The organism is Mangrovibacterium sp. (genome assembly GCF_041596335.1).
Classification (GTDB): domain Bacteria; phylum Bacteroidota; class Bacteroidia; order Bacteroidales; family Prolixibacteraceae; genus Mangrovibacterium.
This window is the reverse complement of record NZ_JBFHIT010000017.1, coordinates 1-14508: the sequence shown is the minus strand read 5'-3', so window position 1 is coordinate 14508 and position 14508 is coordinate 1. Positions and strand designations below refer to the sequence as shown.

Below are 14508 nucleotides of genomic sequence, written 5' to 3'. Positions count from 1 at the left end.
GCTTGTTGAGCTTTCTCGTTCGAATTGCCCGCATCCGGTTCTGGGTGAACTGTTGGAGTCGTTTCTGTACTTCGGGTACCGATTATGACCGTTTGGAGAAGTACTGCCAAGGCAAAATTGCCTAAAATCAGTGTTAGTCGTGCAAAAACAAGTAAAAAAATTAAATTCGCATTGTATATAACGAGACTGGTGAAATGCGGGGTATTTATCTGATTTATCTTCTGATACACTTTTCAATTTTATCGTTTGCCACTAACGAGGGCAACCCGATTGTTCGAAATTTTGCACCTTCTAAATACCTTGGTGGTAGCCGCGTGTATTCGGTTGTGTGCACTTCAAACGGAATGTTGTATGCAGGCGATAAAAGCGGAGTCCTTGAGTTCGATGGGGAAAACTGGCAAAAGATAAACACCGGCTTTCCGGTAACATCAATGTGTGCCGATAAGAATAATTCAATTTATATTGCCGGAAGTAAAGGGATTGGAAGGCTTCAGAATGATTCTACAAATGTTCTAAAATATAGCTCCTTAAATCATTATTTGCCGGAAATAAGCACCGAGCAGCTTCGGCTTTCTAAGGTTTTCAATTTAAACGGGAAAATTGTTTTTGTTCTTGGAAGCGAGATTCTTATTATTACTGACGAGCGATTGCGAATTATTGAATCGCCGCACAACTTTCAGTACTACCAAAATCTGAATAACCAGCTCTACCTGTATTCGCCTGATGACGGGATTTATCGGATGGCAGATTCGAAACTGGAGCTGGTTTCTAATCAGAGTGAACTATTGGATGAAAGTGTTTGTGGCTTTTTTAATCATGCCGGCCAAGACTATTTGCTTGCAAACAGAAAAGGGATTTGCCGGTTCGATAAAAATGAGACCGAATGGATTAAAAATGATATAACTTCATTTTTAGGCGAAGCGGAATGTCATGGAATTGATCAGGTTGATGATTCAACTTATGTGTTGAGAACGTTTTATAATGGCCTTTATATGTTTCAGAATAGTGGTCAGCGCATTAAAAATTACACCTACGAAGATGGGCTGATAAACAATACAGTCCTGAGTGTTTTTAAAGATTCGTGGGGGAATTTGTGGGCGGGCACTGCAGCCGGAATTTCAGCGGTTCGTCTGGAGTTTCCGTTAACAGTTTATAATTCGAGGCAAGGGATTGGAACAGGTTATGCCGCTCAGGTGGTTGGCGAAAAAATTTATCTGGCAACCAGTCAGGGATTGTACTTGAAACAAGGAAGTGAAGCTAAGACTGAAAACTATAAGCAACTTTTTGCCGGGCATATTTTGGGCTTACATAAAATCGGCAACACCCTTTACTTCGGTCATGTTTCCGGAATTTATACGCTCGAAAATGATAAGATAACCTTAATCAGCACAATACCCGGAGGATCGGATTTGAAACCGATTCCCGGGGATGAACGGTATGCGATTGCGTCTACAGTAAAAGGATTGTTGCTTCTGCAGAAAACGAACAACAATCGGTTGTCGCCACTGCATATAATTAAAGGAACAGAACAGCTGAATTATCATTTTGAGTTTGATTCAACTCAAAACATCTGGGCCGAGAGTAAATTTGGTGTTTCGAAATGTAAGCTATCGGAAGGCTACGACCAGGCGGAAGATGTAGAAAACTTCGACCGTATTGAGTCGGGTAACCGCATCCGAAAAATCAGGAAAATAGCCGATGAGTTGTACTTTATTGCCGATAGTGGAATTTATACCTACAATGTGGAGGAGGCGATCTTCGATAGTACCGTGTTCTCGGCATATTGTTCGGAGATGCATTTATTGCCTTCAAATATTTGTGTTGATAAGCGAGATCTAGTTTGGATTTTTACCGATAAAAGTTTGCTTCATTTCATGAAAAGTGACGACGAATTCGTCAAAACATCTAGCGGAATACTCGAATATGCCAGTAAGTCGTATCCAACAAACTATGAAAATATTTGCGAGATCGACTCTAATTTAGTGTTGATTGGCCAAGAAGAAGGTTTTTTGTGTTACGATAGGAGGAAAAGCAACTATGGGCTGTATTCTTCTGTTGATATTCGGAAAATACAACTGACCTCTAAGGAGGGAGAAATTAAAAACAGTTGGGGACAGAAAAAAATTGTCGATCAATCGCAGGTTGTAACCCTGGCCGAAGACATCAGTTATAATTATAACTCTATAAAGTTTTATTTTTCATCAGGTTGTAGCAATTATAACGAATCTCTCTACCAAACCTATCTGATAGGATTTGATACCAAATGGTCGGAGTGGAGCCGCGAGAATATCCGCGAATTTACGAACCTGGCTCCCGGCGAATACCGCTTTATTGTTCGGTCGGTCAATCGGTCGAACCAATACAGCCACATTTCAAATTGTAGTTTCACGGTTAAACGGCCTTGGTACCGAAGTCGCCTGGCATGGCTTACTTACCTCGTTTTACTGGTCGCATTTGTTGTTGCCGGTGAGCGCATAGTCCGTATGCGAGTAAAAACAATTCAGCAGAAAAACCGAAAAAGGGAGGAGGAACTGAAATTTAGAAAGGAGCAGGAGCGAATTCAACTCGAATTAAAGAATGAAAAGGAACTGATTCGGCTGAAAAATGAAAAGCTTAAAGTCGACATTTTGTATAAATCGAAGGAATTGGCCGATTCAACGATGAGTATCATTGAAAAGAATCGGTTTCTGACCGATTTGAAAACAGAACTGGAGCAGATAAAACTACATTCGGAGGGGAAGAAAGTAGTCACTTCCGATATTGTTAAACTAATCAGGAAGATAAATAAAGGGATTGATAACGAGGAGAATTGGAAGGTTTTTGAAGATTATTTCGACAATGTGCACGAAAACTTTTTCAAAAAAATGAAAAAGAAGTTTCCGATTCTTACTGCGAAAGATTTACGCCTGTGTGCCTATTTGCGAATGAATTTGTCGACAAAAGAAATTTCACCGCTGCTAAATATTTCTGTTCGGGGGGTTGAGATTAGTCGTTATCGGTTGCGGAAAAAATTGGGCATAGAGAAAGATGCCAATCTGATTGATTTTCTCCTGAAAATATAATAGGAAGTTGAAACGTTGATCGCCACTCATAAGATTGGGCAAAAAAAATACCGGAGCTTTTTAGTTCTCCGGTATGGTCATCAATGGATGCTTATTTGTTACTTCCCAAATTCAATGTTTTTCCCGTCTTTGGTGATATAATGTACTTCCCCAAATTTTTCAAGTTGTCCTTTTAGTTCTTCGGCTTTACCTTCAACCAAAATTAAACAAGCAAATGGATTGACATATTTTTGCGCCATTTGCCGGATATCTTCTTTCGTAACATTGTAAACTTTCTGAACACGTTCCTGCAAATAAGTGTCGGCAAGGTTATACTGGTCTTTAGCCATGGCAAACGAAATGTACGGGATCGTAGAAATACCACTAATTGAACGCGAAAATTCGTTGATTAAACTACCTTTTGCGATATCAAAATCGAGGTCGGAAACAGTGGTGTTTCTGATGCGCAACATTTCGAGTATGATGTTTTCAACAGCAAGTGCCGTAACATCATTACGGACTGATGTATTAATATGGGCACTTCCGCCGGCAGCCGATTCACCAATGCTGGAGCCTACAAAATAGCAAAGGCCTTTATCTTCCCGAAGGTTTCTGTACAAATACGAGTTTTGGCTCGAACCGAACACTTCGTTCAACATCTGCAGTTCACTGGTTTTTTCAAAATAGGGAAACGCATCCTGAATATTCCAGTGAAAAGAGATTTTTGATTGTACTGCCAGAGGATTATCGATCACATAAATCTTTCTGGATATAAGTCGCGATTCTGTGTTTTCGAAGTTGTGCTCCGCAACGTGTGGTTCTCCGGTTTTCCAGTTGCCAAAACTACGGTTAATTAACGCTTCAGCTTCTTTTCTCGAAAAATCGCCAATTAAAACAATTAGGGCATTGTTGGCAACAACTCTTTTGTGCTGATATGCTTTCACATCGGCAATAGTAAGTGTGTCGTAATTTAAGCTTTGCTCTTTTTTAGCTTCAGTGCCAATTTTTCCGTGTACAAGCGAATCGGTTAAAATAATCCCGATATTTCGGAGTTCGGTAATTTGGGGTTGCTCTTGTTTTTTTGTTATCCTTTTGGCGTATTTATCGGCTTCATTCTGAATGTCTTCCGCAGTAAAAGCCGGGTTGAAAAGTGCTTCGGTGTACAGATCTAGCAGCGTTTTAATATCTCGTTTCATTCCTTTTATGAAACCGCCGTTGATTGTTGCGCCGATTTGGGCTCCAAGTTGCTCGGTTAACGAGTCGGCCACGCCTTCGGCCATGTTCAGGCTGTAGTTTTTATAATAAGCAGCACTAAGAACCGACCGTGGCTCCTGATTGTCATCCTGTATTGATGGTTGGTCGATGTTTATCGACATGGTGAATTTGGTGTATCCCGGGCGATTAACCAGAAATACTTTCAGTCCGTTGTTTAATTTGAAGGACGTCATTTCACCAAGATTAAGAGCCTGAGGCGTTTCGGGCTTTGGCGCATGGGTTCTGTCGACCTGAGCGAAAAGGAGAACGCTTGGGAATAGAAATAAAAGGGTGATAATTACTGTTTTCATTTGTCGTTCTTTTTAGCGCTGAGAAGGTCTTCTTTCTCAGGATAATAAATAATAACAATGCGGTTGCTCGGATTTAAATACTTTCTGGCAACATGCTGTATTTCTTCTTTACTCACCGAAAGCTGTTCTTCGAGCATGTTGTTTAGTTTGTAAGCTCCTCCCCATGAAAAGTGATACGTTGTGAGGTAATCGGCAATCATCTCATCATCAAAGTAGATGTCAGTATATCCTGTTTCAAAACTGTTGAGTAGTTTTGAAAGATCGGTATCACATACCCGTTCATTTTTCAGTTTGTCGAACTCCGCATCAATTTTGCTCAATAGTTCTTTTTCAGTTCCTTCGGTTTTCAGATGGGCTTTAATCTCCAGAAATCCGACTCCTTCCCATAGGTTCGGAATCGCGGTTAGCGAAGCAACTGTGGTGTCTTTCGAGGTAATGTTTTTCTTGAAATAGGAACTTTCGTGGTTTGACGATAGCAAACCTGAAATGACATTCAGAACAACTCCGTCGCGGTGCGTACCAGGTTGAACGTAGTACCCAATTGAGATTGTCGTGTTTTTGATACCTTTTTCGGTTTTTTCAATTATTTTTTCAATCCCCGACGGTTTTCCAAAATCTGTCGGTCTTTTAATATCTTTTCCCCGCGGAATGTCTTTAAAGTAATATTCAATCCATTTTTTGCAATCCTGAATGTTGATGTTTCCGGACAGCACCAAACACGCATTGTTTGGCACATAATACGTATCGAAGAACTTCTTAAAATCCTTAAGCGATGCCGCGTTTAGATGCTCCATTGATCCAACCATTGGATGGCCGTAGGTTGCAGGTTCATACATGGCACTCATTAGGTTGCTGTATCCGTTTCCCAGCGGTTTGTTATCGTAGCGCAAGCGTTTTTCCTCTTTAACAACTTCACGTTCACGATCTATTCCTTTTTGGGTTAAAATAGGGTGCAGCATTCGTTCCGATTCCATCCACAAGCCCAATTTGTATTCGTGGGCCGGAAAAAGCTCGTAGTAATACGTATAGTCATAAGTTGTATAGGCATTTGAATAGCCTCCGGCTGTCATTACCTTTTTGTCGAATTCGCCTTGTGGTATGTTTTCAGTTCCATGAAATTGAAGATGTTCGAAGAAATGGGCAAAACCGGTTCGTTCTACCTCTTCGTTCTTGGCTCCAACGTAATACTTGATGCCCACAACAACGTTTGGCGCAGTTTCGTCGGGGTAGAGAATTACATGCAGCCCATTGGGAAGGTCGTATTCAACAAAATTTAACTTGTATCCGTCCCGTGCCTGAACAAGGTATGGCAATACAAAACATATTATTAGTGCTATTTGCTTCATCATGTCGTTCTAAAGTTCAATTATCGTTTTTTTGACTATTGGTAGGTTTTTGTCATTTGTTCCTGAACCACAATATTGTAGTCGCCTGTGTTGTTTTCGTCCTGCAGATTTAATACGTTTTCCTGTCGCGAAACCGAGATGGTAGCTACTTCAACATCGGGATTGTAGTAATTGAGGTAGTAAACAATACTCTGGCGATATTTCGAATGATAAACTCCGTTGTAATGCATGAAGTATTTTCCTTTTTCCCAGTTCTTCAGAATATTGTAAGCCATCGTGGCATCTTTAATGGCTTGTGCTTTTACCAGGTTCGTTCCTTTGTATTTCGCCATAGGATTCGATGAATTATGGCTGCTGTCATCGTCGGCAAACAAGCCTAGCATGCTGGCGTAGGCTGGTTGTTCCAGATCGTAGTGAATTGGGAGCGGAGGCAAGTATTGATAGGCTTGCTGTGGCAGGCTATCCAAATAAGCTTCCCCTTTTTTGTAAATTATATTCGCATAGCGGCGTGGAATATTGGTGCAAATAAATCTCAAATTGTTTTTAATAGCGATGCCTACCAACGGTTTGTAATCGTTGAAATTTGGCCAGTTATTAGCAGCCTCGGTGTACGATTTTTTGTCGATCATTCCGCTCAACAGTTCGTCCATGAGCAACTGCTGATCGGTTTCCCACATTTCGCCGCCAAGCACTAGGTTTTGCCCTTTTTCAGCCGCCAGATTTTCGGTTATTACTTTTTCCAACCAGTGCGAAATTGGGTCGTCGTGAAACTCTCCAAAAAGGCAAATGTCCTTCTTCGACAACCCTTTCATCATTTCGGTGTAGGAAATTTTTTCGCCTGCCGAATTATAAATTACATAGGCCGGAAAGTTGTTACTGTAAAGGTCGATGTCTTTTTTATCTTTTTTAGCTTGTGCGGTTAGTGACGTAGCTATAAAAAAGGTCAAAATAAAACTGTAAGTTAAATATCTCATAATGTATGTATTAAGTCAGTATGTTGTATGAGCCAACTGGTCATTCGTTGCCCATTGCCTGAACATATTTCCGTTGTGTTTGGTGTTTAGAAATAAATATTTAAGCTTGCCGACAGGCTGTTTTTCATGGTGTTGGTGTTCAGTAATGAATAACTGTTTACCACCTTTATGTCTAATGGTTTTGTGTAGCTATATCGAATTTTATATTCAGCCTTAAGCTTACCAATGTACCCGTGCCATTTGGCTTCGCCATCCACCTGAATAAAATCAGCCGTATTGAATGCCATTTCATTGTAGGCAATGTTAGTTGTATACGGCTTGCTGGCTGCCGCCGAAACTTGATGCAGGTAGTCTAAATTCAATTTGTAATTTACACCTGCATCAATTGCTAGTTTGTTTCGTGAATTAACCGGTATGAAGTAACCTGTTTTTACACTTGCAGTCAGGTTGGTATATTTCATTTCCTGAGCGTAGGTCATGTCTTTTTTTCGAATGCTCTCGAAGCCTAGCCCAAGCTTATTTTTATAAAAGAGTTTTTTGTTGTGTCGGTATAAGTCGGTCGAGTAGGCCGATGTTAATCCTTCGTATAAATAGGTTTTTTGGTAAGCTGTTCCTCTGTATTCGTAACCATTTCCGGTAATAACGTTGGCGGTGAGCTTGTTAAAAAGCTCGTATTTGTTTTTTGAAATCGAATAAGAACCTTCAAAATTGTTATTGAGGTATTCGTACTTGAAAAGCTCTTTCGTTTTTATACTATTAAGAGAGGTAATTTTGTTGTTCCATTTATCAATTCCCGGATAAACGGATACTAATAAGTTCAGTTTGTTTTTTTCTCCGGAGAAATAGGAGAGAAGAAGCTTTGGATTTTTATCGGTGATAATCACATGATCGTCCAACTCGGTTTCACTGAAATCTCCCAAGCCATTTAAATTGTACAAGAAGTATTCGGAACCTGAAGTTTTAAAATTATTGGTGTACTCATTGGTCGTTTTGTGGTAGTAATAAGCCAGTCCGAGTGAAAGGCTTCGGTGGGTGGTTGGGTTGTAACTTACAGATCCAGTAGTTTCTATGGTCAGGTTGTATTGTTCGTTTCGGGTGTCGAGTGTGCGAAAATACAAATCGCCTTTATAGTCAATTTGTGCTCCAACCGAGAATTTGTCGTTTAGATATTTGCTTAGTCCTCCGACTAAACCATAATGTTTTACTCTAAAATCACCGGTACGCTGGGTGACAACCCGAAACGGACTACCGACTGCTGATTTTGCATAGAACATATTAAAATCAGCTGATTTGTTTACCGAGCTTTTAAAGGCAAATTTACCATGAAACACCCATCCTTTTTCGGCTATCGTTTGAATGGCCTCGCTTTCAAAAGCAAGTCCATATTTTTCGCTAAAGTCGTCGACGGTTTTAAATTCTCCTGATTGATAAAATTGATTAAACGTGATGGACGAAATATTACCATAATGCCATTGCCACAAATTGGTAGGCATAGCTGTGTAAGCGCTTAGTCGTGTATCCAGTATGTCCGATCTTTTCGTATCGTTTTCCAATAGAACGTTATTCCTGTCAGCTTCCTGCCGGGCGTTAGCATTAATCAGAGCCGAAAGGGTAAAAACTAATATGATCGTTATTTTCTTCATCTACGGTTAAAATCTTTCTGGGAGAAAATAGAATTTCCAGTTATTACGAATTAATCGTTTCAGAAGGCTACAATTAAGGTGTAGCCTTCTGAAATTTTTATTATTCACCAAATCCGCCTGGAGTGGCGAGTGAAATCACTTCAAAGTCGTTTGTGCTGTTGTTGGTGTCCATAAGTACTTTACGGCCATCATCAGTCACCTTTGCAACTTTTCTTCTCATACTCTGACTGGTATAAGTATTTCCGGTAACAAAGTTAAAGCCAGCATCAACACTTGTTGGCAAACGCTTAAATGCGGCAGCTTCTCCGTTGTAAAGGAAATCAGCACCATCAATAATATCTGCCGTGTTTAATTTGATGTAGTAAATCGGAGAAGTATCCGAAGAATTTGGATCTTTAATCAATACAGAAGGTGCTGTTTCGCAATTTAAAATAGCAATACTGGCAGCTGTTGGGTTGAAATTTAAAGAACCATAATTCTCAATATTCAAGTAAATACAATTCATGTTGGTAACATCAACATTGTCAACATCGAACCAAATACTACCGGTGCGGCCCAGTGATTCTAACCAGCTAACGGCATACATTTCGAAATCAGCATTGCTTAAATCAACCGTAAATGCTGAATTTGCACCATCATTTGTCCAGTCAACAGCATCGTAGGCAATAATAATGCATTCGCCAGGCTGGATTGGGTAATCTGTTCCATTGCCGGGAATTTGGGTCAGTTTGTCAGCGTAAACTGATTCTGTGAGATCCAGTCCCAGTGCTACATCGTTTGCGCTTGAGCCACTTGCGGTGGGAGCTAAGCTGGCAACATATAAACCATCAGCATAAACGACTTCACTCGAGTTATTGTAAATCTCAACAAACTGGTCTTTAAACAGAACACCCCACATTGGGTCGTTTGCACCGTTGTAGTAAAATTCTTTGATAATCAGGCTGCTGCTAGGTTTGCCGTCAAGTACGAGTGTTGAAGTCGACTCTACTCCACCAAATAAATTTACATCGTTTTCAACACCATTTAAGGTGATTTCTTCGTAGTACCCCGACGCTTCAGATGCTTCTTCAGCAGTCAACGCAAGTGTACAGGCAACGCTGTAGGTTCCTGGAGCAACGTTTATAAACATGGCCAAACCTGTCGCGTCGGTTGTTGTCGAGCTGGTTGAATTATCAACCGAATTGGTCATTGTAACGGTTAGCCCAGTTAAATCAAGTCCCGTAAAATCAGCAGATGTTTCAACCAGAACGGTTAAAGATGCCAACTTAACTTCATCGTCGCTACACGAGAAAATCCCTATGCTTAGTACGAAAGCGATAGCAATTTTTGTAATCAGCTTCATTTTGTTTTTCATAGTACGTTTGTTTTATTTATAATTTGAAATTTAATCCAAAACCAAAGGTTATGCGGTCATTTAAGTAGTTAATTGTTTTGTCTGCCGAGTCGGTATATGTTGGGTTGTGCCATAAAAAATTGTTAGCATAAAACGAGAAATTATGGCCTTGTTTCGTTTCTTTTCGTACCTGTAAATGAAAATTGAAATAGGTAGGAGTTGGCGTGTCATTGTAAAAGTCAGGTGAATAATACAGATCAGAATATGCTTCGCTCGACCTCAATTCTTCCGGAATTTCAACGTAATCGCCAGTATTCGAATAGTAGGCGATTGGGTAAGGGCTTGGAATGCTGACTACTTCTCGTTTGTACGTCCAATTGGTTTCAGCGATTAATGTAAACAGCAACTTTATTTCCGGAATATGCTGAACGATGGTCAGATTTGATCGGCTTGTTGTTGTTTGCCAGGCTGGATTATCGTAAACGCCGTACCGGTTTTTTTGAGCACCGGTTAAGGAAACCGACGATGCAATATTCGGTGTTGTTTGTCGCGATTTAGTTTCCAAAAAACTTCCGGACAGGTTTATGGTCGTATTGGTCGCTTTTATTTTGGGGAATTGAATCGAAAACTCAAGTCCGTTGGTTGTCGATGACAACGCATTTGCATAGTAGCTCATTTTAGACGACACGTAGAGGGAACTGTCGCTTGCAGCTACTGTTGGAGCTTGGTTTGGCAACTGTTCAATTACTTCCCAAATTTGTTTTTCGTAGCTGCGGATTAATTCAGCAGAAGTTATCCCGTTCCCGATCTCTTTGCGAAAGGCAGTTGCTCTGAAACTGAATCCGTTGTGTTCAAAATCGAATCCACCTTCAAGTGTATTTCCTTTTGACGGGCGCAGGTGTTCGTTGGTGGGTTGGTAAATATGTGTTGTGACCACGGCCAGCGAGCGAATGTCCTCTTCCGAATAATGGTTCAGGTTAACAATGTCGAAATACACCGGGCCAGGATACAATTGTAACATTGATGGCGCTTTGTACGAAAGCCCATAGGCCAGTCGGAGACGGAGTTTAGCAAAATACCTTGCCGATAAGGATAAACGCGGAGAAACCAGGTTGTATCGTTTCAGCATGTTGTCGTAGCGTAAACCTAACTTTAGCAGATAATTCGATTTTTCGCGATCTAATGAGATGTCGTCCTGAAAATAGAGTGAATAAATCTCAGAAGCCGGTACATTGTAAAAATTCATGTCGCGGGCGCCTGCGCCGGTGGCAACAGCAGCGCCCTCAGAGTCGATCACTCGTCCGCGTCCGTAATTTTTGTTGAATGAGTACTCAAAGCCAATGTTGGTATTGTGCAACAGCCCAAAAAGCTTTAACGATTGTTCCGTGTCAATCCGCCCGTTAATGTTGAGTGGTTCGCCATACGATTCTGTTTTCTGAAAAAAGGAAATCGGCGAAAAGCCCGTGATATAGGTGCCTTCTTCCAACGATTCGATTATTGGAATGGGACCATCTTCAGCAATGTTTTTTAACGCGTACTGGTTCTGGTAGTTGGCATTTAGCGAGTAGTTGGTTTTCCCCAGGAATTTTAGACTTCCGTTGGTCCCAAATTTCAGACTGTGGCTGCGGCTTTCCGATTCGGCAATCACGACCGCTTCATCCGGGTCTCTACGTTGTCCATCGAAGTAAAAACCGTATTGCAATGATAGGTTATTATTCCAGGATAATTTTTTCGAAAATTCGTTGGTCCATCGCACACCGGTATTAATTCGTTGGTAGTAGTGCTTGCGTGAAGTGGCACTCGAGTTGGAGTAAGTGTAATCGAAATCGGTGTTTAAAAAGCCGCCTTTATTCAATCGGTAACCTTTGTTCAGCCCACCCTGGTAGGTTGTTGGGGTGCTATTGAAATTCGCTCTCCAGGGCGAATAACCCGCCTTTTTATTAATGATCAATGCTCCCGAAGTAATGTTGCCATATTTTGCACTTGGCACTCCCGAAATAACTTCGACCGACTCGATATTTGAAGCTGAAATCTCTCGTAAATCTACTCCTTTGTTTGCCGTGCTGTTTAGGCCTTGCTGCATATTGCCGTCGTTGCTATACTGGTTTCCATCAACAATAACCGATGTCCCGAATGCATCTATACTGGTAGAGTTGTCTGCATTTCGCAGGTTTATTTGTGCCGACGAATTTAAATTGGTTTGTCCAACCTGGTTTCCTGGAATAAGCTGAAGGATATCGCTAACGCTAATGGGTTGTACTTGCTGAATGGCATCGGTTCCGATTTTGTATGATGTGCTTCCCTCCTTACTTTGGGCAACTTTTGCTGTAACAACAACATCATCCAATGACAACGAAGCTTGATTTAGATAGAAATTCAGCTTTAAATCCGAATTGGTTATTTCAAGCTCCTTTTCAAAGCTCTGATACCCAAGTAGCGTAATTAACAAGGTATATTTGCCGGGAATTATATTCGTGAGCTGGAACGATCCGTATTCGTCGGTTAAATCGTACACCGGCGTTCCCTTTAAATTAATGGCTGCATAATATAACGGCTCTTTCGAGTCACCATCATATATATTTCCGCGGAGCTCAACTTTTTGCGAAAGTCCGACCAGCGGGAAACACATTAGCGTGAAGATGATAAAATTAATTAATCGATTCATTCAGACGATGGGTTTAACTGTTGAGCAAGCAAATGTATCGTTTGTAGGCTGAAATTTGCCTGCTGAAGAAGTAATATTGATGTAGTAATTGCGTTTTGTAAATTGCTAAAACGGTTGTAAGAAAGTATGTTAGAACTTTATGTGTTGAGAAAGTAAAACTTTACTTTGTTGTAGTCGTGTTGTGGTTGTGATGTTGGAACTTTTGCTTTTAAATTGATTTTCATTGGTCGATAAAGCGGCTGAATTGATACTAAACAATCTCTTGAAGTAATAAATTCACATATCGGGTAGTGGGTAAATGTCCATAAGGAATGCCCTTGATTCAGTCGGCTTAGTCGCATTTACAACCTGCATTGTCAACACCTGTAATCATTGTTTCGGTCCTGGATGCAATGCATTTTTCAAACAATCGAAAGAATCCGGGGCTCAGCCTTTCGGAATACCTTCAATTTGAACCCGACAGCTAGATCCCTTCAAACGCGTCATTTCATTATCCTTTCCGGAGATGTTGTTGATGATCTCGTTTTAAGCGGTGGAATTGCCTGACTTAAAAAAAAACAGGATGAAATATTTTTTAAAACAAAGCGATTGATTAGTTTTGTGTTCTATTAAACACAGAATGGCAAGAAAAAAGCAATATACGGAAGACGAAGTCATTGAAAAGGCGATGCACTTGTTTTGGCGAAATGGCTACGAAACAACGTCGACCCGTATGTTGGAAAAGGAAATGGGGATTAACCAGTTCTCGATCTACGCAAGTTTTGGCAGTAAGCAGGGGGTTTTTGTTGAAAGTCTGAGGTGTTATCAGGCCAAACTGAATCTGATTGTTAATAAGTTGAAAGCAACAGAGAATGGTGTGGAGGGGATAAAACAGTATTTCTACGATTTTATCGAATTTTCGAAAGAAAACGAACAAGCCAGAGGATGTCTTCTGGCAAATACAGCGACCGAGTTGGGTGCCCATGCTGATTCATTAATTATAGACGAAATTCGGAATTTTACCAATGGGCTTCGGAATTTATTTCATGAAAAACTGAGCGTTGATGGGTCTAAATCCGAAGAGAAGTTGTCCCGGCAAGCCAACTTTCTGATGGTTGCGATGACCGGTTTAGCACTCACCTCAAAAGTGTACGAAAAACAGTATTTGGAAGACTTTATAGAAAGCACATTTGAATCTGTTTGATATTTTTTTTCAATATAACTAAGCGGAAGCTTAGTTATGGGTATGGAGAGGGAGACTAATGAAATCAGTTGTTTTGTTTCCCAAAGCGGCTGGTTAGCATTGTGTGTAAGGTGGTGTTTTTTACCACAAAAGAAAATAGAAACGAAAGTATGAGCAATGCCTTAAAAATTACAAAAATGAGTAAAACAAGTTTATTGATTGGTGTAGCCATTTTGCTGTTAACAATCGGTTGTCAGCAGAAGGCTAAAAATGAAGGAAAGACGAGTGTGATGAATGCAAACGAACAAGAAAACGAAATGAAAGAAATGACGCATGAAAAAGGAACGTTGGATTCCTTACTTAGCGAACGACGCGAAGAGTCGGCTAAAAAATTTACCAAAGAAAAAGCGGAAATCTATGCCGAAGGGATTGAATCTGTGGCTAATTCTGGAATCTTAATTCAAGCACTGAACATTGGCGATCAAGTACCTGATTTTACCCTGAGCAATGCCTTAAATCAATCGGTAACCTTATTCAACGAGTTGAAAAATGGTCCGGTTATTTTAACCTGGTATCGGGGAGGTTGGTGTCCGTATTGTAACATAACTTTGCATTATTTACAAGAGCGACTTCCGGATTTTAACCCGCATTATGCATTAAGATATTGAAAAGGAGGGGCAAGGTTTTCGACTTTAGCAAAAATACCATCGAGCCATGGCCTTCTTTTTGCGTTTAAGGCTATCTTCAGTACCTTCTTGTTAGCGTGATTTACACTCCAT

At 40.5% G+C, this 14508-nt stretch carries 9 protein-coding genes; 3 read left to right on the top strand and 6 right to left on the bottom strand.

The genetic code is table 11. The annotated features are described in order from the left end of the window. Positions 1–194: 194 nt before the first annotated feature. Positions 195–3062, top strand: coding sequence for a two-component regulator propeller domain-containing protein (locus tag ABZD21_RS08040; RefSeq protein ID WP_372774222.1), 2868 nt, complete (start codon positions 195–197; stop codon positions 3060–3062). Positions 3063–3160: 98 nt separating this feature from the next. On the opposite strand, the gene ABZD21_RS08035 is transcribed toward ABZD21_RS08040, so the two are convergent. The 6 genes from ABZD21_RS08035 to ABZD21_RS08010 all read right to left on the bottom strand — a co-directional run bounded on the left by ABZD21_RS08035 (position 3161) and on the right by ABZD21_RS08010 (position 12567). After that, positions 3161–4606 carry a M16 family metallopeptidase gene (locus tag ABZD21_RS08035; RefSeq protein WP_372774221.1) on the bottom strand — a complete coding sequence of 482 codons (1446 nt, stop codon included), beginning with the start codon at positions 4604–4606 and terminating at the stop codon, positions 3161–3163. Continuing rightward, the gene (locus ABZD21_RS08030) at positions 4603–5955 is read right to left on the bottom strand and encodes a M16 family metallopeptidase (RefSeq protein ID WP_372774219.1); all 1353 of its coding nucleotides are present in this window, start codon (positions 5953–5955) and stop codon (positions 4603–4605) included. The genes ABZD21_RS08035 and ABZD21_RS08030 overlap by 4 nt, the downstream gene beginning before the upstream one ends. Positions 5956–5987: 32 nt before the next feature. Then, positions 5988–6926, bottom strand: a complete 939-nt coding sequence (locus ABZD21_RS08025; protein WP_372774217.1) for a ChaN family lipoprotein — start codon at positions 6924–6926, stop codon at positions 5988–5990. An 86-nt stretch (positions 6927–7012) separates the two neighbouring features. Continuing rightward, complete coding sequence (locus ABZD21_RS08020; protein ID WP_372774215.1) at positions 7013–8569, bottom strand: DUF6850 family outer membrane beta-barrel protein; 1557 nt, start codon at positions 8567–8569, stop codon at positions 7013–7015. A 100-nt stretch (positions 8570–8669) separates the two neighbouring features. Continuing rightward, positions 8670–9923, bottom strand: a complete 1254-nt coding sequence (locus tag ABZD21_RS08015; protein WP_372774213.1) for a DUF4876 domain-containing protein — start codon at positions 9921–9923, stop codon at positions 8670–8672. A gap of 16 nt (positions 9924–9939) precedes the next feature. Then, positions 9940–12567, bottom strand: a complete 2628-nt coding sequence (locus ABZD21_RS08010) for a TonB-dependent receptor domain-containing protein (RefSeq protein ID WP_372774211.1) — start codon at positions 12565–12567, stop codon at positions 9940–9942. 619 nt (positions 12568–13186) lie between these two features. On the opposite strand from ABZD21_RS08010, the gene ABZD21_RS08005 reads away from it, so the two are divergent. Then, positions 13187–13750: a TetR/AcrR family transcriptional regulator gene (locus tag ABZD21_RS08005; protein WP_372774209.1), complete on the top strand. Its 564-nt coding sequence runs from the start codon at positions 13187–13189 to the stop codon at positions 13748–13750. Between the two features lie 176 nt (positions 13751–13926). Further along, positions 13927–14397 (top strand): redoxin domain-containing protein, encoded by a 471-nt coding sequence (locus ABZD21_RS08000; RefSeq protein ID WP_372774207.1) that lies wholly within the window; start codon positions 13927–13929, stop codon positions 14395–14397. Positions 14398–14508: the final 111 nt, after the last annotated feature.